The organism is Marivibrio sp., assembly GCF_040218065.1.
GTDB lineage: Bacteria > Pseudomonadota > Alphaproteobacteria > UBA8366 > Aestuariispiraceae > Marivibrio.
In genome coordinates this window covers 181,608-205,709 of sequence record NZ_JAVJQE010000010.1, presented here as the reverse complement: position 1 = coordinate 205,709, position 24,102 = coordinate 181,608, and the positions used below count along the sequence as shown (strand labels likewise).

The window sequence follows — 24,102 nt, the reverse complement described above, 5'->3', positions numbered from 1 at the left end:
GGACCCATGACCGACCGCCCTTCATCACACAACGCGCCGAATGACGCGGACGCCGCCCGATGGCGCCGGCTGAGCGCTTTCGTAGACGGCGAGTTGGGCGCGCGCGAGGCCGCCGAGACCGCGCAGCAAATCGCCGACGACCCGAACGCCGCGCGTGAAGCCGCGCAGCTCGCTTCCGCCAAGGAGGCGCTGGGTCAGGCGATCGCCGCGCCCGCGCTGAGCGTGCCCAGCGCCACGCCCGGCCTGCGCCGCCGCGCGCGCCTGCGTCGCTGGGCGGCCGGACTCGGCGCGCTTGCGGCGTCGGCGGCGGTGGCGGTCGGCTTGACGCTGGCGCCGCCGGCCGAGGCTCCCGCCTCGCCCGACTGGGCGCAGGCCGCCGCTGCGCAACATGCCGAGCTGTCGCGCTTGCCGCAGCCGATCGACGCGGCCGCGCCGCGTCTGGAGCGAACGACAATCGCCGGCTTCGCGCCCTTCGTGCCCTCGCTTGAGGCCGCGCGCCTGCGGATCCTGGCGCACATAGGCTTCGACGGACCCGACGGGGCGCCTGGATTGGCGGTCCATTATCGAGGCGCACGCGGTTGTCGCGTGACCCTGATCGCGCTGCGCGACGGGGCGAAGGGCGTGTCGGAGGCGCTGTCCCCGCTCGCCCACGCGCAGGGCTATATCTGGCGTGTCGGGGCTGTTCGCTATCAACTGCTGGCGAGCGGGATGGACAAACGGCGCTTCGCCGCCGTCGCCCAGGCCGCGCACGAGGCGAGCCGCCTGCATCAGCCGACGCCGGCGGACACCCGGTTGCGCCTCGCCCAGGCCCGGGCGGAAAGCCAGCCCTGCCGGGTCTAAACCGTCCCGCCGAGAAAAGCTCACCGAGTGAGGGAATAAATCAGACCGCCCGCTCGTTTCTTCCTGCGACGGCGAAAACGCCGCAGCTGAAAAGAACCGATCGGGAGGAAAATCTGATGGCCGAGCACGACCCCGGCGAGCGCCGAGGCGGCGCCGACACGCCGCGTCTCTTCAAAATGTTCAAGGACGATCCGGAGGGCGCCGACAAGCGTCTGTTCGGCCGCGTCCCCTACCCCGACCGCCGCGGCTTCCTGCGCGGCGCGGGCCTCGCCACCATGACGGCGATGGTCGGTATGGCGATTCCGTTCCACCGCACCATGCCGTCCGGCTTCATCCCGATGGCGCTGGCGGAGAGCGAGGGCGCGTTGGAGGGCAAGGACGGGCTCACCGTTCTGAACGACCGGCCGGTCAACGCCGAGACGCCGCCGCACCTGCTGGACGACGCCGTGACCCCGACCAGCCGCCACTTCATCCGCAATAACGGCCTCGTGCCCGCGGACCGGGACCCGGACTCCTGGACGCTTACCGTCGACGGATTGGTGGACAAGCCGATGGAGTTGTCGATCGGCGATCTACGATCGAACTTCGAGGTGGTGACCGAGAATCTGACCATCGAATGCGGCGGCAACGGCCGGTCCTTCTTTGATCCGCCGGCTTCGGGCAATCAGTGGACGCTAGGCGCGGTCGGCTGCTCCCAGTGGACGGGCGTGCGGCTGGCGGACGTCCTGAAGGCGGCCGGCGTGAAGGACTCCGCGATCTACACCGCCCATTACGGGGCCGACATGCATCTGTCGGGAGATCCGGAGAAGCTGCCGATCTCCCGCGGGGTGCCGATTGAGAAGGCGATGAACCCGCACAACCTGATCGCTTTCGAACAGAATGGCGAACCGATCCACACGATGAACGGCGCGCCGCTGCGCCTTGTGGTTCCGGGCTGGCCGGGCTCGTGCTCGCAGAAATGGTTGACGCGAATCCAACTGCGAGACGTCGTGCATGACGGCCCGAAGATGACCGGCAAGAGCTACCGCGTCCCCAACCGCCCCGTTGCGCCGGGCGAAGAGGTCGCAAACGAGGACTTCGTCATCATCGAGGCGATGCCGGTGAAGTCGCTGATCACCTCGCCGATGACCGGCGTTGAGACCGACTCCCGCTCGATGGAGGTTCGCGGGCACGCCTGGGCCGGCGACGACCAGGTCGCGAAGATGGAGGTCTCCATCGACTTCGGGGCCACGTGGATGGAGGCGGAGTTGGACGCGCCCGTGAATCCCTACGCCTGGCAGCAGTGGCGGGCGCAGGTCTCTTTCCCCCAGGCCGGCTACTACGAAGTCTGGGCGCGGGCGACGAGCGACAAGGGCGTCTCCCAGCCTCATGCGATCGCCTGGAACCCGAAGGGCTACCTCAACAACTCGATGCACCGCGTCTCGGTGCGGGTGGCCTGAGGCCGCGTTCGACTGGCGGGCGGCGGCCTATCGCCGTCGCCCGCTTTCCCTTTCTGCAGACGATCGACGACGGAGTTCCCTGATGCGTTCCGCTCTCGCCGCCCTCTTCCTGACCGCCGCCTTGACCGCGCCCGCCGGTGCAGCCGACGACGAGTACGATGGCCTGCCGCCGGGCGAACACCGCGATCTGGTCTTCGCCTATTGCGGCGCGTGCCACTCCAACAAGCTGGTCGCCCAGCAGGGCCTCAACCGCGAGCGCTGGGACAAGATGCTGGTCTGGATGGTGGAGGAGCAGGGGATGTATCCCCTAGAGGAGCCGGACCGCACCTACGTCTTGGATTATCTGGCCACATATCTCGGCGAAGATCGCTGACCCGTTCTTGCGGGCGCCGTCGGCCGGGTCCGCCCCTCACTTCAAGTTCTCGATCTCCACCGGGGCGATCTTATCGGCCGGCTCGAAGCCGAAAAGCTGCGCGTAGAAGCTGAGTTCCGCCTCGAAGGCGCGCTTGATGCTCTCCGCCCGGCGGAAGCCGTGGCCCTCGCCCTCGAACAGGATGTAGGCGACGGGCAGGCCCTTCTCGCGCAGGACGCCGACCATCGCCTCCGCCTGATTGGGCGGGACGACCTTGTCCTCCTCCCCCTGCAGGAAGATGACGGGGCAGTTGAGGCCCTTGGTGTGGCGGATCGGGCTGCGCGCGCGGTAGATCTCGGCCGCCTCGGGCCAGGGGCCGACGAGGGTGTCGAGATAGCGGCTTTCGAACTTGTGGGTGTCGCGGGCCAACGTCTCCAGATCGCCGATCCCGTAGCTGGAGCGCCCGGCCGCGAAGACGTCGCGGAATGTCAGCGCGGCGAGCGTCGTGTAGCCGCCGGCGCTGCCGCCGACCGCGACCAGCCGTTGCTCGTCGACCAATCCGCGATCGGCGAGCCACTTGGCCCCGCGGCAGCAATCCTCCACGTCGACCACCCCCCAGGCCCCGTTGAGCCGCCGGCGATAGGCCCGCCCGAAGCCGGTGGAGCCGCCGTAATTGACGTCGAGCACCGCGAAGCCGCGGCTGGTCCAGAACTGCACCTTGAGGGAGAAGGCCGCCGTCGTCTGCCCGGTCGGGCCGCCGTGGCTCATCACGATCAACGGCGGGCGCTCGCCCTCGGGCGGCTCGAACTCGGCGCTCGCCGGGGGATAGAAATAGCCGAAGGCGCGGGCCGATCCGCCGTCCGGCGTCTCGGTCGGAAACTCAACCTTCTGGGCGAGGGAGACGGCGTCTTCCGACAGCTTGAGATCGAACGCCTCGCGCAGCACCGTCTCGCGGCCCGAGGCGAGGTCGAGCGTCACCGCAGCCGCCGGGCCGGCGGCGCGTCCGGCGGTGAAGGCGACCCGCGAGCCTTCGCTGACGATCCCGTCGAAGACGCGCCAGCCGCCGTCGAGCGAAACGGGGGAGAGCTTCTTCTGATCCAGATCGAAGACGCCCAAGCTCCAGTCGCCGTCGCGCGCGAAGGCGCAGACGGCGCGTTCCGCATCCAGGAAGGCGTAGGTGCGCATGCCGAATTGCCAGTGCGGCTGACCGAACTCGGCCTCGGCCTTGAAATGCTCCGCCGGCTCGCCGTGGCGGTAGAGGTTCCAAAAGCCGCTTTCGTCCGAGACGTAATGCAGTCGCCCGTCCGGCGCATAGCTCGGCTGAAAGACGGACACGTCGCGCCCGCCCGCGATGTGGGTCCGCGCCGTCACGCGACCCTCGGCGTCGAGGCGCGCCTCGCGGCAGTCGGTCCCGTCCCAAGGCATGTTGGGGTGGCGCCATTCTATCCAGGCGAGGCGATCGCCGTCCGGCGAGAAGGCCGGCATGGCGTAAAAGTCCGCGCCCTCGGCGAGCGTCTCGATCCGCCCGTCGAAATGGATCGCGACGAGACTGTTCTCCGGCTCGCCGCCCTCGCGCGGGGCCTCGCGGACGGCGACCAGCCGCTCGCGCGCGGGGTCGAGCTGCAGGTCGGCGTAGCCCGCCCCGTCGGCCTTGGTGATCGGCCGGATCGCTCCGCCCTCGCCGTCCGCGCGATAGATCCGCTGATCGCGCGCGTCGACGAACCAGGCGCCGCCGCGCCCGGCGAGCATCGCGCCGCCGCCGTATTCGTGGACCTTGGAGCGCACGTTGTAAGGCGCGGGCGTCAGGTCGCGGACGGCGCCGTCCGGACCGCGGCGAACCAGCACGGTTCGGCCCTGCTCCCACGGCCGCTGTTCGGTCCAATAGACGGCGTCGCCGTCCAGCATCACCTGGCCCAGACCGACCGCCCCTCGGGTCATCAGGTCCGTCGTGATGGGCGAGGCCCAGCCGCCGCAGGGGGCCGTTTTTTTGCGCGCCATGGGCGAAACTCTCCTCGGTCGCCGCGTCTGTCAGAGCGCCCTGAGCCTATCGACCCCCGGCGTCCGGGGAAAGAGGCGCGCCTTGCCGCCGTCAGTGCGGGCTGTATACTCGCGCCGACAGTCGGGGGACGTGCGCGAGAGAAGGGGGCGGCGGTCGATGGCCGATCCGACGGTGATGGTCCTGAACGGGCCGAACCTCAACATGTTGGGCAAGCGGGAGCCGGCGATTTACGGCGCGACGACGCTCGCGGACGTAGAGCGCATGCTGGCCGACGCCGCGAAGCCGCTCGGCCTCGCAGTGGATTGCCGACAATCGAATCATGAGGGCGAGCTTGTCACCTGGTGCCAGCAAGCCCGCGAGACGCACGCGGGCCTGATCATCAACGCCGGCGCCTACACGCACACCTCGCTCGCGCTGCGCGATGCGGTGACGGCGGCTGAACTGCCGCTGATCGAAGTGCACCTCTCCAACATTTACGCGCGCGAAAGCTTTCGCCATCACAGCTATCTTTCGCCGATCGCCGCAGGGGTGATCTGCGGATTGGGCGTGCAAGGCTATGTGCTGGCTCTGCAGGCGATGGCGGAGATCGTGAAGGCGCATGTTGCGTAGGCGCGCGCGAGGAGACCGAATTGGGGGTTGAGCGGGGCCGCCTGCGGGGGCTACATGCATGAAGACCTGCCGGATCGCGCGGCCGGCGCCGCCGCCGCCATCCGACGCCCAAGAGCCTGAGGGGCCGAGATGCCGAAACTGACCGTTGACGCCGAGCTGATCGAGCAGCTCGCCGACCTGATGGACGAGAAGAACCTGACGGAGCTTGAGCTCGCTCAGGGAGAGCACAAGCTGAAGCTGTCCCGCGCGCAGGCGCCCGCGCCGGCCGCCCCCGCTCCCGCCCCGGCCGCCGCCGCGCCCGCCGCCCCGACGACGTCGGCGCCGGCGGACAAATCCTCGCATCCGGGCGCGGTGCCCTCCCCGATGGTCGGAACGGCCTATCTCGCTCCCCAGCCGGGTGCGGACGCTTTCGTGACGCCGGGCGAGGCGGTCAAGGAAGGGCAGACGCTGCTGATCATCGAAGCGATGAAGGTGATGAACCCGATCCCCGCGCCGCGCGCGGGCACGGTTAAGGAAGTGCTGGTCGCCGACGGCAGCCCGGTGGAGTTCGGCGAGCCGCTGGTGATCATCGAGTAGAGCCGCCGCGGCCGCGCATAGGGAGATCGCGTTTGTTCGAAAAGGTTCTCATCGCGAACCGGGGCGAGATCGCGCTGCGCATCCATCGCGCCTGCCAGGAGATGGGCATCCACACGGTCGCGGTGCATTCGACCGCGGATTCGGAGGCGATGCATGTTCGCCTCGCCGACGAAGCGGTGTGCATCGGGCCGCCGGCGCCGAAGGACAGCTACCTCAACAAGGCGGCGATCCTCACCGCGGCGACCTTGACCGGCGCGGACGCGATTCATCCGGGCGTCGGGTTCCTGTCGGAGAACGCCGCCTTCGCCGAGATGGTGGAGGAGCACGGCATCGCCTTCATCGGACCGAGCTCCGAGCACATCCGCATGATGGGCGACAAGATCGAGGCGAAGATCGCGGCCAAGCGCCTCGGCATTCCCTGCGTACCCGGCAGCGACGGCGCGGTCGAGACCGATGAAGAAGCCTTCAAGATCGCCGAGGAGATCGGCTTCCCGCTGATCATCAAGGCCGCCGCCGGCGGCGGCGGACGCGGCATGAAGGTCGCCTATTCGATGGATGAGGTCGGGACCGCGCTCTCCATCTGCCGAACGGAGGCCAAGGCCGCTTTCGGCGACGACGCCGTCTATATCGAACGCTATCTCGCGCGTCCGCGCCACATCGAAGTGCAGTTGTTGGGCGACGGTCAAGGCGGCTGCATCCATCTGGGCGAGCGCGACTGCTCGATCCAGCGCCGCCACCAGAAAGTGATCGAGGAGGCGCCTTCGCCTGCGCTCAACGCCGAGGAACGCAAGCGCATCGGCGACACCGTCACCGACGCGATGAAGGAGCTCGGCTACCGCAGCGCCGGCACGATCGAGTTCCTTTATGAGGACGGCGAATTCTACTTCATAGAGATGAACACGCGCCTGCAGGTGGAGCATCCGATTTCGGAGATGGTCTGCGGCGTCGATTTGGTGCGCGAGCAGATTCGCATCGCCGCCGGAGCCGCGCTCGACCTCGAGCAGAAGGATATCAAGATCCAAGGCCACGCGATCGAATGCCGCATCACGGCCGAAGATCCCGAAAGCTTCATGCCGACGCCAGGGCGCATCACCGACTATCACGCGCCGGGCGGCCTGGGCGTGCGCGTCGACAGCCAGCTCTATTCCGGCTACGCCGTGCCGCCCTTCTACGACAGTCTGGTCTCGAAGCTGATCGTGCACGGGCAGAACCGCAACGAATGCCTGATGCGTCTGCGCCGGTCGCTTGCCGAATACGTCATCGGCGGCGTAAAGACGACGATCCCGTTGCATCAGAAGATCATCGCCGAGAAACGATTCATTGACGGCGACTACGACATCCATTGGCTCGAGAAGTGGATGGGCCTGAAGAAGTAGGCTCGCGACCGGCGCGGCGCCGGCCCGCCGTTTTTGCAAGACAAGCGGGCGCGCCGGCGGCTAGAGTCTACGTGCGAGCGCAGCGCGCATCCGCCGGCGACGGCGCGGCGGAGGCGCATGAAAGCGGACGGTTATGGAGCCCCTCGACCTCACCCCGGACATGCTTCTTCGCGCTTACGCCATCGGGGTCTTTCCGATGGCGGAGGATCGCGAGGATCCGGACCTTTTCTGGATCGACCCGCGCATGCGCGGCGTCATCGACATGGAGACCTTCCACGTCCCCGCACGGCTGCGCAAGACGATCCGCTCGCGCCGTTATCGGGTTAGTTTCGACGAGGATTTCGAAGGGGTGATGGACGGCTGCGCCGAGTCGACCGAGCGCCGGCCGCGCACCTGGATCAACGACAAGATCCTCACCCTCTACACCTCGCTGCATCGCATGGGGCACGCCCATTCGGTGGAGGTGTGGGACGGCGATCGGTTGGCCGGCGGCCTCTACGGCGTGACGCTGGGCGCCGCCTTCTTCGGGGAGAGCATGTTCTCCCGCCGGCGGGACGCCAGCAAGGTGGCGTTGGTGCATTTGGTGGCGCGCCTGAAGGCGGCGGGTTTCTCGCTGCTCGACACGCAATTCGTCACCAAGCATCTGGAGCGTTTCGGGGCGAGCGAGGTCCCGCGCGCCGACTACCGGGCGATGCTGGCCGAGGCGCTGAACCGCCACGCCGACTTCTTCAGCCGCTACCAAGCGGGCGAGGCGGAAGCCTTCCTGGAGCGCTATCGCAACAACTGATCCGACGCCGCTCAGCGAGCGACCGCGCGCCGCTTCGCGTGCAAGAACTTGCCCGATATACCTGTATTTCATGAAATTTTCGCGTTATAATCGTATTCACGGAGCGCCCGAGAGCGGCCCCGCATTCAATTTTGGGGAGGGTCATCATGGCTGCAACGGTTTCCAATTTCGAACTGATTTACAAACGCCCGAACTCCCCAACGCCGGGCGGTCCCACGCCGGACAGCGTGCTGCAAGGTTACTTCCTATCGATCACCAATCTTGAGGACAGGTCCTATATCTACAATCTGAGGTTCGTCATCCCGCCGTCTTCCCTGCCCGGACGCGATCTCGCGGACCCGGGGAGCGCGAACCCGTTCAACACCGTGGTGACCATCCTACGACCGACCGGCGCGGGCCCCACAAACACCTTGCTGAACACCAACGACGGCAAGGTTTTCACTCTGCCCGGACCTGGCTTCTCGCTGACCGCGCACGAGACGGCCCTTGTCGCCGTGACGCCGCAGACTTTTCTTCCGCCGCTTGGAGGCGACGCCGTCGCGGTCGACCCCTTCGCCGCGCCGCTTGAGGCGCGAGGGTAGTGCAGATAACTCTGCCGACCACACGGGTCGACCCCTTCAAGCAGCGTCAGGCGCAAAGCAAAGATCCCGTGCGCGTCCTCGTGACCCCGCAGTATCGCACGAGCCATATCGCACCCAACGGCGCAATCACCGAGAAGACCCACTCCACCGTCCCGACGGCTACGGGCGCCGCGGAAATGACGATCGAGCCGGAGAAGCCGCACCGGTTCCGACCTAGCCAAGTCGGCTTCGACGACGGTCTTAACTTCTTCAACGCCAGGTTCGATGCGATGGCGTCAGAGATGAACGACCGGGAGCGCTCCGCTCTCGCTCTCGCCTTGTTGGCCGAAACCGACCCGCCTGAGGACATGGAGGCCTTCAACAAGCAGTTGGCCGAGTTGGGGTCCGGCATTCGCCTCGCGACGGTCGATTGACGCCGCCGCTGTGAGCCAAGGGCCGGGCCGCTTGATGTCGGATGGCTCGGCCCCCATGTCTTCCGGGACAGCGACAGGCCGCGGCGCGGGGTCGCTGACTTCTGCGACCCTCTCCGCGGGCCTGCTTCGCGCTTTGAACCGAAAGGCAGGCAGACCCCATGGCCCTTTATCGCGACCGACAGTCGAACGACGACGACCGCCGCGGTCGACCGCAGGCCGACGGGCTCGACAACCGCTGGAGCATCGACGAACCCGCCGGGCGCGACCAACGCGACCAGCGCAATCGCACCGGCGGCGGCCCGCAGGGCCCTGACGATTACGAGCGCATGAACCGGGCGATCTTGCGCGGCACGGCGCTGATCATGGCGTTGTGTCTGGCGTTCGCCCTGCCGCAGCCGGACGCGCTGATCGCGCCCATGTTCTCGGGCTATCTGTTTGCAGCGGCGGGCGCGGCGATGCTGTGGGGCCTATTCACCCGCAAGGCGCCGACCGCCCCGCATCTGACGCATTGGGATCAGGCGGCGCTGCTGCTGGCGGCGAGCCTTTTCGCCGGCTTCTTCACCGATCCCGAGGCCGCGCGTCAGGCGGCCGAGCAGATGCAGCAGACGTCCGGCGCGCTGAACGGCGCGGGCGGCGAGACGTCCGGATCGTCAGGCGCGAGCGGCGCCGGCGGCGGGTGACCCGCCCGCCTATTCCGGCGACGGCGGAGCGACGCCGCCCTCGAGTTCTGCGCCCTTGCACTGCAGAACCCACACGTCATAGACCGGATGCTCAAGCGCATTGAGGCCCGGCGAAGACGCGAACATCCAGCCGGTGAAGAGCGCGGCCGGCTCTTCCCCTTGCTTCACCTCGTCGATTTCGAGAAAGGCCGCCGATTCAGGAGCCTCCTGCGGCGGGGTGCGATCGCAGTGGCGCACGCGAATCTGAAGCGCGCCGAAGGTCACCGTCTCCCCCACCGGCGCCTCGAAGGTCGAGACGCGGGCCGTCACCTTGTCGAGGCCCTGCAGGACGGCGATCGCGCGGGGGACGGCTGCGGCCTCGCCCAGGCCTAAACCCGCCCCCAACCAAACGCCCAGTCCGACGGCCGCCAGCGCCGCGTAAAGTCGTCCGCGTCCCATCCGTCGCCTCATCGCAGATCGGCCGCGAAGCGCAGCCTGACATAGTCCGCCGTCCAAGTCCCGTCGGCCGCCTGAAGGTCGGGGGCGAGCCGGGCGCGAATCGCGGCCGCCGCCTCTTCCCGCTCCGTCTGCGGCAGGGCCGTCAGAAAGCAGTCCGCGAAGGTGGCGAGCCATCCCCTTACGTCCCCCGGCAGCCGGGTGGGTCGCGGGATCAATTCGATCGCCCGGACGGCGAACCCGGCGCGCTCAAGCCGCGCGCGATAATCCGCAACGTCGGGAAAGAACCAGGGATCGACGGCCTCCGGATCGGCGCCGCGCGCGCGCAGTTCCGCATGGCAGGCGCGGCGGATTGCGTCGACATTTCCAAAGCCGCCCATTTCGCCGACAAAGCGCCCGCCGCGTTTGAGGGCGGCGGCGACGCCCGCCAGCACCGCGTCCGGGTCGTCCTTCATCCAATGCAGCGCCGCATTGCTGAAGACGGCGTCGAACGCCGCGCGGAAGCGCGCCTCGTCCCGCAGGCGCCGGCCGTCGAGCACATGCGCGTCCAGCCCCTCGGCCCGCGCGCGGGCGATCTGATCGGCGCTTGCGTCGACGCCGACCACGTGGCACCCCAGCGCGACAAGCTTGGAGGTCAGGGCGCCTTCGCCGCATCCGAGATCGAGAATGCGCTCCCCCGCCCGGGGCGCCAGCAGATCCACGACCGGCAAGCCGAGTTCGGCGACGAAGCCGGCCTCCGAGCGATAGCGATCCGGATCCCAGCGCTGGTGCGGGGCGGGCGGTGCGGTCATTGCGGATCTTCGCCCGTCACCAGGAACATCGCCCTGCCCAGCAGCTCTTCCAGGGCGATGGCGTCTTCGGTCTCTTCGATCCGGTCCCCGTCGCCGAGCGTCTCCGCCGCCGAGCCCGGTTCGATCTTGACGTACCGGCCGCCGAGCAGCCCGTCGCTCGCGATCACCGCCTTGCTGTCGATCGGCAGGGAGACGTCCGGCCGCACAGCCATGCGCACCACCGCCTGATAGACCTCCTGGTCGATCCCCTGCTCCACCACCGAGCCGACCTTGACCCCGCCGACGCGTACGTCGGAGCCGAGGGTCAACCCGTCGACCGCGTTGAACCGCGCCGACACCTCGTAGCTGCCGCCGATGCGCAGATCGGTCGACTGATAGGCGAAGACCAGGAAGAAGCCCGCGACCAGCAGGACGACGGCCCCCATGATGGTTTCGATGGCGCTGCGTTGCATCGCGCTCGCTCCTTCTTTTCCGCCGTCAGTCGCCGGAGAGACCGGGCAGGCCGAAACCGCCCGGTCCGTCTTCCTGCGCGCCGTCCGACGGGCTTTGCTCGGCCGCCTCGTCCTGCGTCGCCGCCTGCTCGCGCCGGGCTTCCGCGGACTGAATCAACTTCTGCAGCAACGCCTCGAAGCGAATGGCGCTTTGGGTGAAATCGAAGCTGTCGCCCGGCCCCAGCATCTCAAAATCGCCGCCGGGCGTAATCTTGAGATATTTCGCGCCGGCGATTCCCTCACTCAGGATTTTGAGCGAACTGTCGGCGGGGATCTCGATCCCCTCGCGAATGCGCATTACGACGACGGCGTTATTGGTCTCGACGTTGAGATACTGCTTCTCCACTTCGCCGACCGGCACCCCCGCCAGCAACACCTCGGAACCCGGCTGAATGCCGTCGATCGCGCGGAAGCTTGCGGTGAGGCGGTAGCCGTCCGCCTCGGTCTCGCCCGGCTGATCGCCCAGATAACTGGCGACGATCAAAAGCGCGCCGACCAGGACGGTCAGCGCGCCGATCAGGATATGGAGGTTCTGACGGCTCATCGTCATGCGGGCGGGCGCGCCTGAGGCGGAGAGGGCGGCGCCCGTCATTCGGGCGTCCAGGCCTCGTAATCGCCGGTGGCGCGGTCGCGCTGGCCGCCCTGCAGGGTGTGGCCGGGGGGTCGATAGGCCATAGGCGTGCCTGTCATGTTAGGCGTGTGAGGCTTCATCCAAGACCGCTTCTTCAGCTTGGCCGCATCCGGGAAGTCGGCCAGCGTGTAATGCAGCCAAGCGTGATGCATCGGCGGGACCCGGGTCGCCTCGTCGCCGCCGGCGGCGTAGACGACCCAGCGCCGCCGTCGGCCGCGCGCCGGCGCGGTCTTATCCTGGTAGTAGCGGTTGCCGAACTCGTCCTCGCCGACAAACGCGCCGCGCATCCAGGTGATCAGCCGGGTGATCGCATTGGGCATGGGAAACCGCTCCTCGCCTCGCCGAACTCGCGCGCGTCGGGACGAAACCGTCCGCCCCGGCGCGCCCGCTTTATCGCACCGCAGACCGGCCGCGTCCAGTGGCGGCCGCGGCGCGGCGACCGGACGGCTCGGCGGCGCGAAAGAGGGCGGCGCGGGGCGCGCCGCGGGGTCTGAAAATGTCAAGAAGTCTATATGTGGTATTTTAATAGTTCGTAAACACAAAATCCTTGAGCCAATCCATATCTGGTGTATCCTGCAAGACGTGGCCCCAAGGGGTAGCGCCAAAACAGGGGATTCCAACGGTTTGGGGACCGTTTTACGGCGCGTGATCACCTTCTTCCGGCCTCACGAACGCTCATCAGTTTCGATCAACATCGGTCGTTCAACCATCCTGGCGCGAGGAAGCAATGCGGGTATCTCGACGATTCACGAGCGAAGGGGAGTCGCCCTACGCGACCATCGAATTCCGGCGGACCGACAGCGAAATTCGCAATCCGGACGGGACGACCGTCTTCTCGCTGAAGAACATCGAGGTCCCCGGCCATTGGTCGCAGGTCGCCTGCGACGTGCTGGCGCAGAAGTATTTCCGCAAGGCCGGCGTTCCGGCGGCGACCAAGCCGGTCGCCGAGAAGGACGTGCCCGCCTTCCTGCATCGGCGCGAAGCGGACGAGAAGGCGCTCGCGAAGTTGCCGGAGGACGCCCGGACCACCCACGAGAACAGCGCCAAGCAGGTGTTCGACCGCCTCGCCGGCGCTTGGGCCTATTGGGGTTGGAAGGGCGGCTATTTCGACGCCGCCGAGGACGCTCAAGCCTACTATGACGAGATGCGCTACATGCTGGCGCGCCAGATGGCGGCGCCGAACAGCCCGCAATGGTTCAACACCGGCCTGCATTGGTTGCACGGCATCGACGGCCCCAGCCAGGGTCACCATTACGTCGACTTCAAGACCGGCAAACTGACGAAGTCGAAAAGCGCCTATGAACACCCTCAGCCGCACGCCTGTTTCATCCAGGGCGTCAAGGACGACCTGGTGAACGACGGCGGCATCATGGACCTGTGGGTCCGCGAAGCGCGATTGTTCAAGTACGGGTCCGGCACGGGCGCCAATTTCTCGGCGCTGCGCAGCGCGAGCGAGCCGTTGGCCGGCGGCGGCAAGTCCTCGGGCCTGATGAGCTTTCTAAAGATCGGCGACCGCGCGGCCGGCGCCATCAAATCCGGCGGCACGACGCGCCGGGCCGCCAAGATGGTCGTCGTCGACGTCGACCACCCGGACGTCGAGCAGTTCATCGACTGGAAGGTGGTCGAGGAGCAGAAGGTCGCGGCGCTGGTCGCCGGCTCCAAGCTGCACGCCCGGCACCTGAACGCCATCATGCGCGCCTGTCACGACGCGACCAGCCTGTCCGAGGAGGCCCGCTTCGATCCCAAGGCCAATGCGGAGCTGAAGGCTGAAATCCGCGCGGCCCGCAAGGCGCTGATCCCGGAGAACTACGTCCAGCGCGTCATTCAGTTCGCACGCCAGGGCTACGCCGAGATCGAGTTCCCGACCTACGACACGGATTGGGATTCGGAGGCCTACAACACTGTCTCCGGCCAGAACGCCAACAACACGGTGCGGGTGACCGACAGCTTCCTGCGCGCGGTCGAGGAAGACGCCGACTGGGAGTTGATCCGCCGCACCGACGGCAAGATCGCCAAGGTCGTGAAGGCTCGCGACCTGTGGGAGCAGATCGCGCACGCCGCCTGGGCCAGCGCCGATCCGGGCCTGCAGTACGACACCACCATCAACGATTGGCACACCTGCCCGCAGTCGGGACGCATCAATGCGTCCAACCCGTGTTCGGAATACATGTTCCTGGACGACACGGCGTGCAATCTCGCCTCGCTCAACCTGATGCAGTTCCGCCGCGAGGACGGGAGCTTCGACGTCGACGCGTTCGAGCACGCGGTGCGGCTGTGGACCGTCACGCTCGAAGTCTCGGTGCTGATGGCGCAGTTCCCCTCGAAGGAGATCGCGCAGCTCTCTTACGAGTACCGGACGCTCGGGCTCGGCTACGCCAATATCGGCGGCCTGCTGATGGCCTCGGGCCTGTCCTACGATTCAGACGAAGGCCGCGCGCTGTGCGGCGCGATCACGGCCCTGATGACCGGCGTCTCCTACGAGACCTCCGCCGAAATGGCGCAGGAGTTGGGTCCTTTCCCCGGCTACGCCAAGAATCGCGACGACATGTTGCGGGTGATCCGAAACCATCGCATCGCCGCCCACGGTTGGGCCGACGGCTATGAAGGCCTGGCGATCGCCCCGGTGCCGCTGGACGCGCCGAACGTCCCGCACAAGGATCTGGCCAAGGCCGCGGCGGCCTCCTGGGATCGCGCCCTCAAGAAGGGCGAAGCGTACGGCTTCCGCAACGCCCAGGCCACCGTCATCGCGCCGACCGGCACGATCGGCCTGGTGATGGATTGCGACACCACCGGGATCGAGCCTGACTTCGCGTTGGTGAAGTTCAAGAAGCTGGCCGGGGGCGGCTACTTCAAGATCATCAACCGCACCGCCCCGGAGGCGCTGGCCAAGCTCGGCTACTCTAACGCGCAAATCGACGAGATGGTGCGCTACGCGGTCGGTTGCGGCACGTTGAAGGACGCGCCCGGCGTCAATCATGCGACGCTGAAGGACAAGGGCTTCGACGAAGAGGCGCTGGCGAAGGTCGAAGCGGCGCTCGGTTCGGCCTTCGACATCAAGTTCGCCTTCAACAAATGGACGCTGGGCGAGGAGTTCTGCACCGCGCGGCTGGGCGTCGACGCGGCGCTGATGGACGACTTCTCGTTCGATCTCCTGACCCATCTCGGCTTCGCCAAGGCGGATATCGAGGCCGCGAACATCTACTGTTGCGGGGCGATGACGCTGGAGGGCGCGCCGCATTTGAAGACCGAGCATCTGCCGGTCTTCGATTGCGCCAATCCCTGCGGCAAGCTGGGCAAGCGCTACCTCTCCTTCGAGAGCCACATCCAGATGATGGCGGCCGCGCAGCCGTTCATCTCGGGCGCGATCTCCAAGACCATCAACATGCCGAACAGCGCGACGGTCGAGGATTGCAAGAAAGCCTACATGATGAGCTGGCGGCTCGGCCTGAAGGCGAACGCGCTCTATCGCGACGGCTCGAAGCTCTCCCAGCCGTTGGCCGCCTCGCTGGTCGACGACGTCGACGACGCGGAAGACGCGGCCGAGGAGCTGGCGGCGGCGACGCCGCAAGCCGCCGCCCCGATGGTGGCCGAGCGGATCGTCGAGCGGATCGTCGAGCGGGCGGCCGAGCGTCAGCGCCTGCCTCACCGCCGCAAGGGCTATACGCAAAAGGCGATGGTCGGCGGCCACAAGGTCTACCTGCGCACGGGCGAATACGAGGACGGACGGCTCGGCGAGATTTTCATCGACATGCACAAGGAAGGCGCGGCCTTCCGCTCATTGATGAACAATTTCGCGATCGCGGTGTCGATCGGCCTGCAGTACGGCGTGCCCTTGGAGGAGTACGTGGAGGCCTTCACCTTCACGCGCTTCGAACCCCAGGGCATGGTCGAGGGCAACGACGCCATCAAGATGGCGACCTCGATCCTCGACTACATCTTCCGCGAGGTGGCGATCAGCTATCTCGGGCGGGACGACCTGGCCCACGTGCAGCCCGACGACATGCTGCCGGACACGATGGGCAAGGGCGATAAGGAAGGCACGCTGCCGCCGGAGACCGCGGCCGCCTTCGCCGCGATTCAGAAGGTGGCGAGCCGCGGCTTCGTGCGGAAGAGCGATCTGACGCTCTACTCGAACGTCACCGAGCTTTCGGCGGGCCAGCCGACGGCGTCGAACGACGCCGGCCCGAGCGCGGCCCGCACCCAGAGCCACACCCACGTCTCGGCGGCCGTCGCCGTCGAGGAAACGGTGATGGAAGACGTCGACACGCGGACGGATCGCATTCGCGAAGCCCGCGCCAAAGGATACGAGGGCGACAGCTGCGGCGATTGCGGCAACTTCACCCTCGTGCGGAACGGCACCTGCATGAAGTGCGTCACCTGCGGCGCCACCAGCGGGTGCTCATGAGGCCCGGCCCTGCCTTTTGCCGGGCGGTGCGGACGTCCTAGTCCGCACCACGGTGCTCCCTGTGAAACTGCCCCCGATCCTTGCGGTCGGGGGCTTTTTCATGGGAGTCGCGGCGCCGGGCGGGACCGTTGCCGAACGGCGCGCCGCCGACCGAAGCGACGCCAAGCCGTGTGCGCCAAGCCGTGTGCGAGCAAGCTGGCCGGCCGGAGGGGCGGCAGGACGAACGGGCCGCGATCACCGCTCGCCGCCGCGCTCACCGCCCGCCGCCGCGCTCACCCCTCGTCGCCGCCCGCTCCCGCCGGCGCCGGCGGCTCCTCGGGCATGTTCTTTTGGATCAGATCGAGGATCTTCACCGCCAAATCGTACGGCATCTCCATCTGAATGTTGACGCGCATCGAGTCCGGCAGCGTATCCGACCCGATGAACTCCAGCACTTTCTCCGCCATTCTCGATCGCTCCCGTCAGTCAGGGTCAGTCCGCCGTCTTCGCGGCGTCAGGTTTTGCGGCCGGCGCCTTCTTGCCCGCCTTCGCGGCCTCCGCCTTGGCGGCTTTCTTGGCGGCGGCCTCGGCCTTGCGGCGGTCGGCCTCGGCGCGCCGACGGTCCGCCTCCGCCTGTTTCTTGGCCTTGTCCTTGTAATCATGGACGATGGCGAGCACCGCCATCGCCTCGGAATGCGGCAACTCCAGATCGAGCTTCACCCGGATGCGGCCGGTCGGGCTCTCGGCGCCGTTCAGTTCGACGATTTCCTCGCTCATCGCCTCCCCCGTTTGATGACTGCGCGCACGGGCCGCCCCGCGTGCGTCCGAGATCAGTTTACGGGCAACCGCGCAGCGCGGCCAGAAGGGAAAATATCATTAATATCATATGGTTAGCATTACCCCATGCGATCGCCAAATAGCGTTCGGCCTTCGCCCGGCATTACTCCAAGACTCGGGAATGTTCCTCAAGTAACAAACCGGACAAAAACGAAGGCGTTTTCGATGCTTGCCAGAATTTACTAATTCCCTTTTACTTCCCTCTGGCGTTGGGGGCGCAGCGGCGCGCCCGCCGACAGAGGTTTGGGCGCACATTTGGGGGACGCCATGTCTGACAGCATCCAGCACAAGATCGGCCGGGTTCGCCCGCCGCGCGTGCAGATCACCTACGACGTCGAGATCGGCGGCGCGATCGAGATGAAGGAGCTGCCCTTCGTCATGGGGATCATCGCGGATCTGTCGGGCAAGCCCGAAGAGCCGTTGCCCAAGATGAAGGAGCGGAAGTTCGTCGAGATCGACCGCGACAATTTCGACGACGTGCTGGCCGGCGTGAAGCCGCGCGCGGCCTTCCAGGTCGAAAACCGCATGGTCGGCGAGGACGACAAGGACGCCGGCAAGATGAATGTCGAGCTCGCCTTCCGCAGCCTCGACGATTTCGAACCCGAGAACGTGGTCAAACAGATCGAACCGCTGAAGAAGCTGTTCGACGCGCGTCGGCGGCTCGCCGATCTGATGACCAAGCTCGACGGCAACGACGATCTCGATCGCCTGCTGCGCGAGATGGTCTCCGACGACGCCAAGCAGAAGGAGCTCAAGAAGCTTCTGGATGCGGCGAAAAAGGGCGACGAGTAAGCGGGCGGACGGCCGAAGCGCCGCCCGATGGGGGCGCGCCGTCGACTAGGGGAAGCGAGCGATGGCTGACGAGAAAAGCGAACTGAACGTCCTCGAGCAGATCATGACCGAGGGCAAGCTGGCCCGGGCGGAGGAGCAAAAGCCCTACGCCGTCGATCTGATCGGCGAATTCATCGACAGCGTGGCGGCGGAGGGGACCGACGTCTCCGCCGACACGGCCGCCTTGATCTCGCAGAAGATCGCCGAGATCGATGCGCTGATCACCGAACAGCTGAACGAGATCATGCACCATGAGGATTTCCAGACGTTGGAGTCCACCTGGCGCGGTCTGCATTACCTCGTGATGAACACGGAGACGGGCACGCAGCTCAAGCTGCGCGTCCTCAACGCCAACAGGAAGGACGTTCTCACCGACCTGGAAAAGGCGGTGGAGTTCGACCAGTCGGCGCTCTTCAAGAAGATTTACGAGGAAGAGTACGGCACCTTCGGCGGCCACCCCTACAGCGCCTTGATGGTCGATTTCGAGTTCGGTCGCCATCCGCAGGACATGGCCCTGCTGGAGAAGCTGGCGGAAGTCGCCGCCGCGGCGCACGCGCCGATGATCTCGGCCGCCAATCCGCGGCTGTTCGACATGGACAGCTTCACCGACCTCGGCGGACCGCGCGATCTGGCCAAGATCTTCGAGAGCGCGGAGCTGATCAAATGGCGCAGTTTCCGCGACAGCGAGGAGAGCCGCTACGTCGCGCTCACCCTGCCGCACGTGCTGCTGCGCCTGCCCTACGGGCCTGACACGGTGCCGGTCGAAGGCTTCGAGTTCGTAGAGGACGTCGACGGCCGCGACCACTCCAAGTATCTCTGGGGCAACGCCGGGTGGGCGCTTGCGCAGCGCATCACCAACGCCTTCTCGCTCTACGGTTGGACGGCGGCCATCCGCGGCGTCGAGGGCGGCGGGGTGGTCAAGGGCCTGCCGACCCACACCTTCCGCACCGACGAAGGCGACATCGCGCTGAAATGCCCGACCGAGATCGCGATCACCGACCGGCGGGAGAAAGAGCTCTCCGACCTCGGCTTCATCGCGCTGTGCCATTGCAAGGGCGCCGACTTCGCCGCCTTCTTCGGCGGCCAGACGGCGCAGAAGCCGAAGAAGTACAATCTCGACAGCGCCAACGCCAACGCGGCCCTGTCGGCGCGTCTGCCCTATGTGCTCGCCGCCTCGCGCTTCGCCCATTACCTGAAGGCGATCATGCGCGACAAGGTCGGCAGCTTCCTGACTGCGGCCAATGTAGAGGAGTATCTCAACACCTGGATCGCGAATTACGTGCTGCTCACGGACGACGCCCCGCAGGCGACGAAAGCGCGCTTCCCGCTGCGCGAGGCGCGCGTCGACGTGCGCGAGATCCCAGGCAAGCCGGGGGCCTACAACGCCACCGTCTTCCTGAAGCCGCACTTCCAATTGGAGGAGCTCACCGCCTCGGTCCGTCTGGTGGCCGAACTGCCGCCGCCGGCCGCCTGATCGGCCGCCTCGTCGGCCGCGGGATCGAACAGCTAATTTAGGGGGAAGCCGTCATGGACGTGCTGGTCATCAAGATCGACGGGGTGGAGGGCGAAGCCACCATCGAGGGCTATGAAAAGCAGATCATGTGCCAGAGCTTCAATCACTCGGTGCACAACCATCTGCATACCGACGTCTCCAACGTCGGCCGCTCGCGCGGTCGGGTGGAGCATTCGGATTTCGTGATCTCGAAATACGCCGACAAGGCCTCGCCGCTGTTGAATTACAAGTGCTGCATCGGCGCCAATCTGGGCACGGTCACCTTCACGGTGCTGCGCACAACGGGCGAGAAGGCGCACGCGCCGCAGATGATCTACACGATGGAGAACACGATGGTCTCCTCCGTCTCGATCTCCGGCGGCGGCGGCGACTCGCCGATCGAGATGGTCTCGCTGAACTACACCAAGATCAAATGGGAGGTGAAGGTTCAGGACGAACAGTCGAAGGAGCCGGGCTCCATCGCGTCCGAATGGGACGTGACCGTCAACAAGGGTCAGTAACGGCCCTCTCCCCGCACGCCGCCTGGAAGGATCGGAGCGCATGCTCGCGAAACTGGGGCCGAACAGCTCGACCGGCGATCTGCCGGGCTATGTCAGGAAGTCCTTTAAGGGGTCGATCCGGTTCATCGAGCTGCCGCGCGGCACGCGGATCTTCACGCTGTCCCAACGCCGCGGCCTGGAGAATCCCAAGGGCCGCGACCGCGGCCAGGTCACCCAATGGTGGTCGCCCTACAAGCGCTTCAAGGGCGACCCCGGCTACAAGGCCCGGCGGGAGCTCGGCGCGTCGACCACCGCATCGCTGGTCGACGTGTTCCTGGACAGCGGCGCCTACGCGAACGAGCGGGCGGGCCTGCGCTATGTCGTGATCGCCCAGTTGATGGTCCCGGCCTGGGCCGCTTTCGGCAAGATCCGCCGACAGTCCGGCGCGGCGAGCGCGGCGACGGGCGGGCCGCTGACAGGCTATCAGTTCTACATCCCGGGCCTGGACGCGAACGGCGACATCCGGCGTGTCGGGGCCGTCGACCTGATCGACAAGAATTCCCGCGAGAACGCCGCGGTGGAGGCCGCCGCCGGTCCCGCCGCCTGATACCGGCCGCGCGCCGTCTCGCCGGCGCCCCGAAGCCGGCTGCAAGGAGGCCCATGCGCCCGCTGCACAAATCCGACGGCGCCCGCGCCCCGCTGTTCGACCGGCTGATCGACGATAACCCGGGAACGCCAGGCGAGCCGATGCCGAAGATCTATCTCGACATCGAGGGGCTTGCGGACTCGGTCGAACGCGAGGTCCGCACGCTGCTCAACAGCCGCTGCCCGCTGACGGAGGTCGAGATCGACTATGACGCCCGCACCGTGATCGACTACGGGCTGATCGATCTCTCCGGCTTCTTCACCGCCGATCTCCAGGATCAGCGCCGTCTGTCGCAGCATATCGCGCGCACCATCGCGGCGTACGAGCCGCGCCTCGCCAAGGTCGCGGTGACGGTGGAGCGGCTGCACAGGGAGGTGCGGGCGCTCGACGTCGTGATCGCCGGCGAAATGCGGGTGGGGGAGATCGTCCATCCGATCGCCTTTCCCGTGCGCATCGCCCCGCCCGGCGAAGGCGACGGCGCGGAGGCCGCGCTATGAGCGACGACTACCGCGCCGATCTGCTGCCGCATTACCAGCGCGAGCTCGATTATCTGCGCCGCATGGGCGCCGCCTTCGCCCAGACTTACCCAAAGATCGCCGGACGCCTCGAGATTGGCGAGGGAGAGAGCGCCGATCCCCATGTCGAGCGCCTGATCGAAAGCGTCGCCTTCCTGACCGCGCGAATCCAACAGAATGTCGACGCGGAGTTTCCGAAGATCCCGGAGGCGCTGCTGGGCGTCCTCTATCCTCAATTCACAACGCCGACGCCCTCCATGACCGTCGCGCGATTCCGGCCCGACCCGAAACGCGGCAAGCTCACCGGCGGCTACGAGATCCCCAAAGGATCGGCCCTGTTCGCGACGGCGCCGAACGGCATGGATTGCCGGTTTCGCACCAGCTATCCGACGGTGCTGTGGCCGTTGGAGACCAGCGTCGGCGCGATCGAATCGACCGACGGCTACGATTTTCTGGACAGTCGGCGCAACGTGAACGCGGTGTTGCGCCTGCAGATTCGCACGACGGACGAGCCGATCCGCGATCTCGGCCTGAAATCGCTGCGTTTCTATCTGAACGCCGACCGGGTGACGGCGGACGCGCTCTACGAATTGCTGTTCGTGCACGCCCGCGGCGTCGCGCTGCTGGCCGACGGCGACCGCAAACGCCCGCACGAATTGCCGGCCGACGCGATCCGCCCGGTCGGCTTTGAGCGCGAGGAAGCGGTGATCGACACCCCGCCCCACGGCCAGCCCGCCTATCACCTGCTGCAGGAATATTTCACCTTTCCGCAGAAGTTCCTGTTCTTCGACGTCGACGGCCTGGACCGGCAGCCGGCGGCCGAGACGCTCGACATCCTGATCCTGCTGGACAAGACGCCGGAACGCCGGCTCAGCGTCGACGCCGAGAGCTTTGCGCTGCATTGCACGCCGGCGATCAATCTGTTCCGCAAGACCTCGGAGCCCGTGCGCATCGACGGCCGGCAGAGCGAATACCGCCTCGTCGCCGACCGGCGGCGCGAACGCACGACCGAGATCCATTCCATTCTGGACGTCACCGCCAGTAATCTGCCGGAGGCCGACGCCTATCGCGTTCAACCGTTTTTCTCCTACAATCACGCCGCCTCGCAGCAGAACGGCGGGCGCGGCGCCCAGGCCTTCTGGTCCGCACGACGCGATGCGACCGCGCGGGCGGATTTGAGCGGCACCGATCTGTGGATCAGCTTCCTCGACCTCGATTGGACGCCGGCGCAGCCGGCGGCCGCCACGCTCTACGCGCACACGCTCTGCACCAACCGCGGCTTGACCGATCAACTTCAGGCCGGCGCTATGCTGCAGATTGAGGAAGGCGCGCCCGTCTCCGGCGCGGAAGCGCTGACCAAGCCGACGCGCCAGTTCAACCCGCCGATGGGCGGGGAGACGCTGTGGCGGCTCGTCTCGCATCTCTCGCTGAACTACCTCTCGCTCAGCCAGTTCGAGGGCTCGCTGAAAGCCCTGCAGGAGATCCTGCGCCTTTACGCGCGCTCCGGCGATCCGGCGGTCGAGCAGCAGATCAACGGCGTGGTGAAGATGGAGTGCCGGCGCGCCGTGCGCCGGCTCGGGGTCGACGCGTGGCGCGGCTTCGCGCGCGGAGTCGACGTGAATCTCACCTTCGACGAGCGCGCCTTTGTCGGCTCCAGCGCCATCCTGCTGGCTAGCGTCCTCAACCGCTTTCTGGGGCTCTACGCCTCGATCAATTCATTCGCGCAATTGACCGCGCGCTCGCAACAACGCGACGGGATCTGGAAGCAATGGCCGCCACGCGCCGGCGATCAATTCCTCCTCTGATCCGCGCCCTGGAGGCGGAGCCCTGGCGCTTCGACGTCTATCAGGCGGTGCGGATCCTGGAGCAGGCCCGAGGCCTGGAGCACGCCGACCCGGCGCATGAGGAGCGCCTGTCGCCAAGCGCCGAGGCGCCGCCGCGCGCCGTGCCCGTGGGCGAAACCGGCGACCCGCGGCGCGAGGCCGTCCGCTTCACCGCCGATCCGTCCTTGCGCTTTCCCGCCAGCGCCATCGAGACGATCGGCGAAGCGGAACGGCCCGACCGTCCGCGGCCGATGACGACCCGCTTCCTAGGCCTCGCAGGCGCGCTGGGCCCCCTTCCGCGGCCCGTCACCGAGCGGCTGTTGGACCGTCAGGCGAAGAAGGACCGCGCATGGCGCGCCTTCCTCGACATCTTCAATCACCGGCTGATCTCGCTGATGGTGCGGGTCAAAAAGGCCCATCGCATCGCGCTGGAGACCCGAGCGCCGCATCGCAGCCGGCTGGCGCGCTACCTGTTTTCGCTGATGGGTCTCGGCACGCCGGGTTTGCAGGCCCGGATGACGACGCCGGATCGGGCGCTGGTGCGCTACGCCGGCCTGCTCGCCCATCGCCCGCGCACCGCGGCGGGGCTGGAGCAGATGTTCCGCGACTATTACGACGTCCCCATGCGCCTCGCGCAATTCCAGGGGGCCTGGTTTCGGCTCGACGAAGACCAATGGACGCGCCTCGGCCGGACCAACAGCGTGTTGGGGGAGAGCGCGGTGCTGGGCGGGCGCTTCTGGGAGCAGCAGGCGGGCATCGAGCTCGTCATCGGCCCCCTGCCCTACGAGCGCTTCATTGAGTTTCTGCCCGGGGGCGCAGCCAACAAGCCGCTCTTGTCGATGGTGCTGTTCTACGTCTCGCCGGAATTCAACTTCACGGCGCGCTTGGTGCTGCAAAAGGAAACCGCGCCGGAGATGCGTCTGGGCCAGGACCTGCGCCTCGGCTGGACGACCTGGCTCAAAACCAAGCCCTTCACGCGGGACGACGATCAAGTCCGCATCACCATCCGCGACCAGAGCGCGCTGACGCGCCTTTAGCCCCGCCCGACGCGAGGCGCGCCCGCCGGCGGCGTCG

The 24,102-nt window shown here is 67.1% G+C and carries 26 protein-coding genes; 18 read left to right on the top strand and 8 right to left on the bottom strand.

What is annotated here, in order from left to right; translation table 11 throughout:
- The first annotated feature begins 6 nt into the window (after positions 1 to 6).
- From RIB45_RS11020 to RIB45_RS11010, 3 genes are all read left to right on the top strand, one after another.
- Positions 7 to 840, top strand: coding sequence for an anti-sigma factor (locus tag RIB45_RS11020; protein WP_350050322.1), 834 nt, complete (start codon positions 7 to 9; stop codon positions 838 to 840).
- Positions 841 to 956: 116 nt separating this feature from the next.
- Positions 957 to 2,279, top strand: coding sequence for a sulfite oxidase (locus RIB45_RS11015; RefSeq protein WP_350050321.1), 1,323 nt, complete (start codon positions 957 to 959; stop codon positions 2,277 to 2,279).
- A gap of 82 nt (positions 2,280 to 2,361) precedes the next feature.
- Positions 2,362 to 2,652, top strand: coding sequence for a hypothetical protein (locus tag RIB45_RS11010; RefSeq protein WP_350050320.1), 291 nt, complete (start codon positions 2,362 to 2,364; stop codon positions 2,650 to 2,652).
- Positions 2,653 to 2,688: 36 nt separating this feature from the next.
- On the opposite strand, the gene RIB45_RS11005 is transcribed toward RIB45_RS11010, so the two are convergent.
- Entirely contained in the window at positions 2,689 to 4,629 is a 1,941-nt protein-coding gene (locus RIB45_RS11005) for a S9 family peptidase (RefSeq protein ID WP_350050319.1), read from the bottom strand.
- A gap of 157 nt (positions 4,630 to 4,786) precedes the next feature.
- On the opposite strand from RIB45_RS11005, the gene aroQ reads away from it, so the two are divergent.
- The 7 genes from aroQ to RIB45_RS10970 all read left to right on the top strand — a co-directional run bounded on the left by aroQ (position 4,787) and on the right by RIB45_RS10970 (position 9,652).
- Positions 4,787 to 5,239 carry a type II 3-dehydroquinate dehydratase gene (gene aroQ / locus RIB45_RS11000; protein ID WP_350050318.1) on the top strand — a complete coding sequence of 151 codons (453 nt, stop codon included), beginning with the start codon at positions 4,787 to 4,789 and terminating at the stop codon, positions 5,237 to 5,239.
- 129 nt (positions 5,240 to 5,368) lie between these two features.
- Positions 5,369 to 5,815: an acetyl-CoA carboxylase biotin carboxyl carrier protein gene (accB, locus tag RIB45_RS10995; RefSeq protein WP_350050317.1), complete on the top strand. Its 447-nt coding sequence runs from the start codon at positions 5,369 to 5,371 to the stop codon at positions 5,813 to 5,815.
- Positions 5,816 to 5,847: 32 nt separating this feature from the next.
- Entirely contained in the window at positions 5,848 to 7,191 is a 1,344-nt protein-coding gene (accC, locus tag RIB45_RS10990) for an acetyl-CoA carboxylase biotin carboxylase subunit (RefSeq protein ID WP_350050316.1), read from the top strand.
- A 133-nt stretch (positions 7,192 to 7,324) separates the two neighbouring features.
- Entirely contained in the window at positions 7,325 to 7,978 is a 654-nt protein-coding gene (gene aat, locus RIB45_RS10985; RefSeq protein WP_350050315.1) for a leucyl/phenylalanyl-tRNA--protein transferase, read from the top strand.
- 146 nt (positions 7,979 to 8,124) lie between these two features.
- Entirely contained in the window at positions 8,125 to 8,559 is a 435-nt protein-coding gene (locus tag RIB45_RS10980) for a hypothetical protein (RefSeq protein ID WP_350050314.1), read from the top strand.
- Complete coding sequence (locus RIB45_RS10975; RefSeq protein ID WP_350050313.1) at positions 8,559 to 8,972, top strand: hypothetical protein; 414 nt, start codon at positions 8,559 to 8,561, stop codon at positions 8,970 to 8,972. Before RIB45_RS10980 ends, RIB45_RS10975 begins: the two co-directional genes overlap by 1 nt.
- Positions 8,973 to 9,130: 158 nt before the next feature.
- Complete coding sequence (locus RIB45_RS10970; protein WP_350050312.1) at positions 9,131 to 9,652, top strand: hypothetical protein; 522 nt, start codon at positions 9,131 to 9,133, stop codon at positions 9,650 to 9,652.
- A gap of 9 nt (positions 9,653 to 9,661) precedes the next feature.
- On the opposite strand, the gene RIB45_RS10965 is transcribed toward RIB45_RS10970, so the two are convergent.
- The 5 genes from RIB45_RS10965 to RIB45_RS10945 are packed head-to-tail and all read right to left on the bottom strand — an operon-like array spanning position 9,662 to position 12,320.
- Positions 9,662 to 10,090 carry a DUF2155 domain-containing protein gene (locus RIB45_RS10965; protein ID WP_350050311.1) on the bottom strand — a complete coding sequence of 143 codons (429 nt, stop codon included), beginning with the start codon at positions 10,088 to 10,090 and terminating at the stop codon, positions 9,662 to 9,664.
- A gap of 8 nt (positions 10,091 to 10,098) precedes the next feature.
- Complete coding sequence (locus tag RIB45_RS10960; RefSeq protein ID WP_350050310.1) at positions 10,099 to 10,878, bottom strand: methyltransferase; 780 nt, start codon at positions 10,876 to 10,878, stop codon at positions 10,099 to 10,101.
- Positions 10,875 to 11,330 carry an outer membrane lipid asymmetry maintenance protein MlaD gene (mlaD, locus tag RIB45_RS10955; protein ID WP_350050309.1) on the bottom strand — a complete coding sequence of 152 codons (456 nt, stop codon included), beginning with the start codon at positions 11,328 to 11,330 and terminating at the stop codon, positions 10,875 to 10,877. The genes RIB45_RS10960 and mlaD (RIB45_RS10955) overlap by 4 nt, the downstream gene beginning before the upstream one ends.
- 25 nt (positions 11,331 to 11,355) lie before the next feature.
- On the bottom strand, positions 11,356 to 11,961 hold the full coding sequence (mlaD, locus tag RIB45_RS10950) for an outer membrane lipid asymmetry maintenance protein MlaD (RefSeq protein WP_350050308.1): 606 nt from the start codon (positions 11,959 to 11,961) through the stop codon (positions 11,356 to 11,358).
- Complete coding sequence (locus tag RIB45_RS10945) at positions 11,958 to 12,320, bottom strand: NADH:ubiquinone oxidoreductase subunit NDUFA12 (RefSeq protein WP_350050307.1); 363 nt, start codon at positions 12,318 to 12,320, stop codon at positions 11,958 to 11,960. The genes mlaD (RIB45_RS10950) and RIB45_RS10945 overlap by 4 nt, the downstream gene beginning before the upstream one ends.
- A gap of 407 nt (positions 12,321 to 12,727) precedes the next feature.
- Between RIB45_RS10945 and RIB45_RS10940 the strand changes: the two genes are divergently transcribed.
- Entirely contained in the window at positions 12,728 to 16,405 is a 3,678-nt protein-coding gene (locus RIB45_RS10940) for a vitamin B12-dependent ribonucleotide reductase (protein ID WP_350050306.1), read from the top strand.
- Between the two features lie 272 nt (positions 16,406 to 16,677).
- On the opposite strand, the gene RIB45_RS10935 is transcribed toward RIB45_RS10940, so the two are convergent.
- Both RIB45_RS10935 and RIB45_RS10930 read right to left on the bottom strand, forming a co-directional pair.
- Positions 16,678 to 16,851, bottom strand: a complete 174-nt coding sequence (locus tag RIB45_RS10935; RefSeq protein ID WP_350050305.1) for a hypothetical protein — start codon at positions 16,849 to 16,851, stop codon at positions 16,678 to 16,680.
- Positions 16,852 to 16,876: 25 nt separating this feature from the next.
- Positions 16,877 to 17,161: a hypothetical protein gene (locus tag RIB45_RS10930; RefSeq protein WP_350050304.1), complete on the bottom strand. Its 285-nt coding sequence runs from the start codon at positions 17,159 to 17,161 to the stop codon at positions 16,877 to 16,879.
- A gap of 327 nt (positions 17,162 to 17,488) precedes the next feature.
- Here RIB45_RS10930 and tssB point away from each other — a divergent pair, with 327 nt between their 5' ends.
- From tssB to tssG, 7 genes are all read left to right on the top strand, one after another.
- Positions 17,489 to 18,013 (top strand): type VI secretion system contractile sheath small subunit, encoded by a 525-nt coding sequence (tssB, locus tag RIB45_RS10925; protein ID WP_350050303.1) that lies wholly within the window; start codon positions 17,489 to 17,491, stop codon positions 18,011 to 18,013.
- 61 nt (positions 18,014 to 18,074) lie between these two features.
- Positions 18,075 to 19,526 (top strand): type VI secretion system contractile sheath large subunit, encoded by a 1,452-nt coding sequence (tssC, locus tag RIB45_RS10920; RefSeq protein ID WP_350050302.1) that lies wholly within the window; start codon positions 18,075 to 18,077, stop codon positions 19,524 to 19,526.
- A 53-nt stretch (positions 19,527 to 19,579) separates the two neighbouring features.
- Positions 19,580 to 20,065 carry an Hcp family type VI secretion system effector gene (locus RIB45_RS10915; protein ID WP_350050301.1) on the top strand — a complete coding sequence of 162 codons (486 nt, stop codon included), beginning with the start codon at positions 19,580 to 19,582 and terminating at the stop codon, positions 20,063 to 20,065.
- Positions 20,066 to 20,105: 40 nt separating this feature from the next.
- Entirely contained in the window at positions 20,106 to 20,651 is a 546-nt protein-coding gene (locus RIB45_RS10910) for a hypothetical protein (RefSeq protein ID WP_350050300.1), read from the top strand.
- Between the two features lie 53 nt (positions 20,652 to 20,704).
- Positions 20,705 to 21,187, top strand: a complete 483-nt coding sequence (gene tssE, locus RIB45_RS10905; protein ID WP_350050299.1) for a type VI secretion system baseplate subunit TssE — start codon at positions 20,705 to 20,707, stop codon at positions 21,185 to 21,187.
- On the top strand, positions 21,184 to 23,010 hold the full coding sequence (tssF, locus tag RIB45_RS10900) for a type VI secretion system baseplate subunit TssF (RefSeq protein WP_350050298.1): 1,827 nt from the start codon (positions 21,184 to 21,186) through the stop codon (positions 23,008 to 23,010). The genes tssE and tssF overlap by 4 nt, the downstream gene beginning before the upstream one ends.
- Positions 22,974 to 24,065 carry a type VI secretion system baseplate subunit TssG gene (tssG, locus tag RIB45_RS10895; RefSeq protein ID WP_350050297.1) on the top strand — a complete coding sequence of 364 codons (1,092 nt, stop codon included), beginning with the start codon at positions 22,974 to 22,976 and terminating at the stop codon, positions 24,063 to 24,065. Before tssF ends, tssG begins: the two co-directional genes overlap by 37 nt.
- The last annotated feature ends 37 nt before the right edge of the window (positions 24,066 to 24,102 follow it).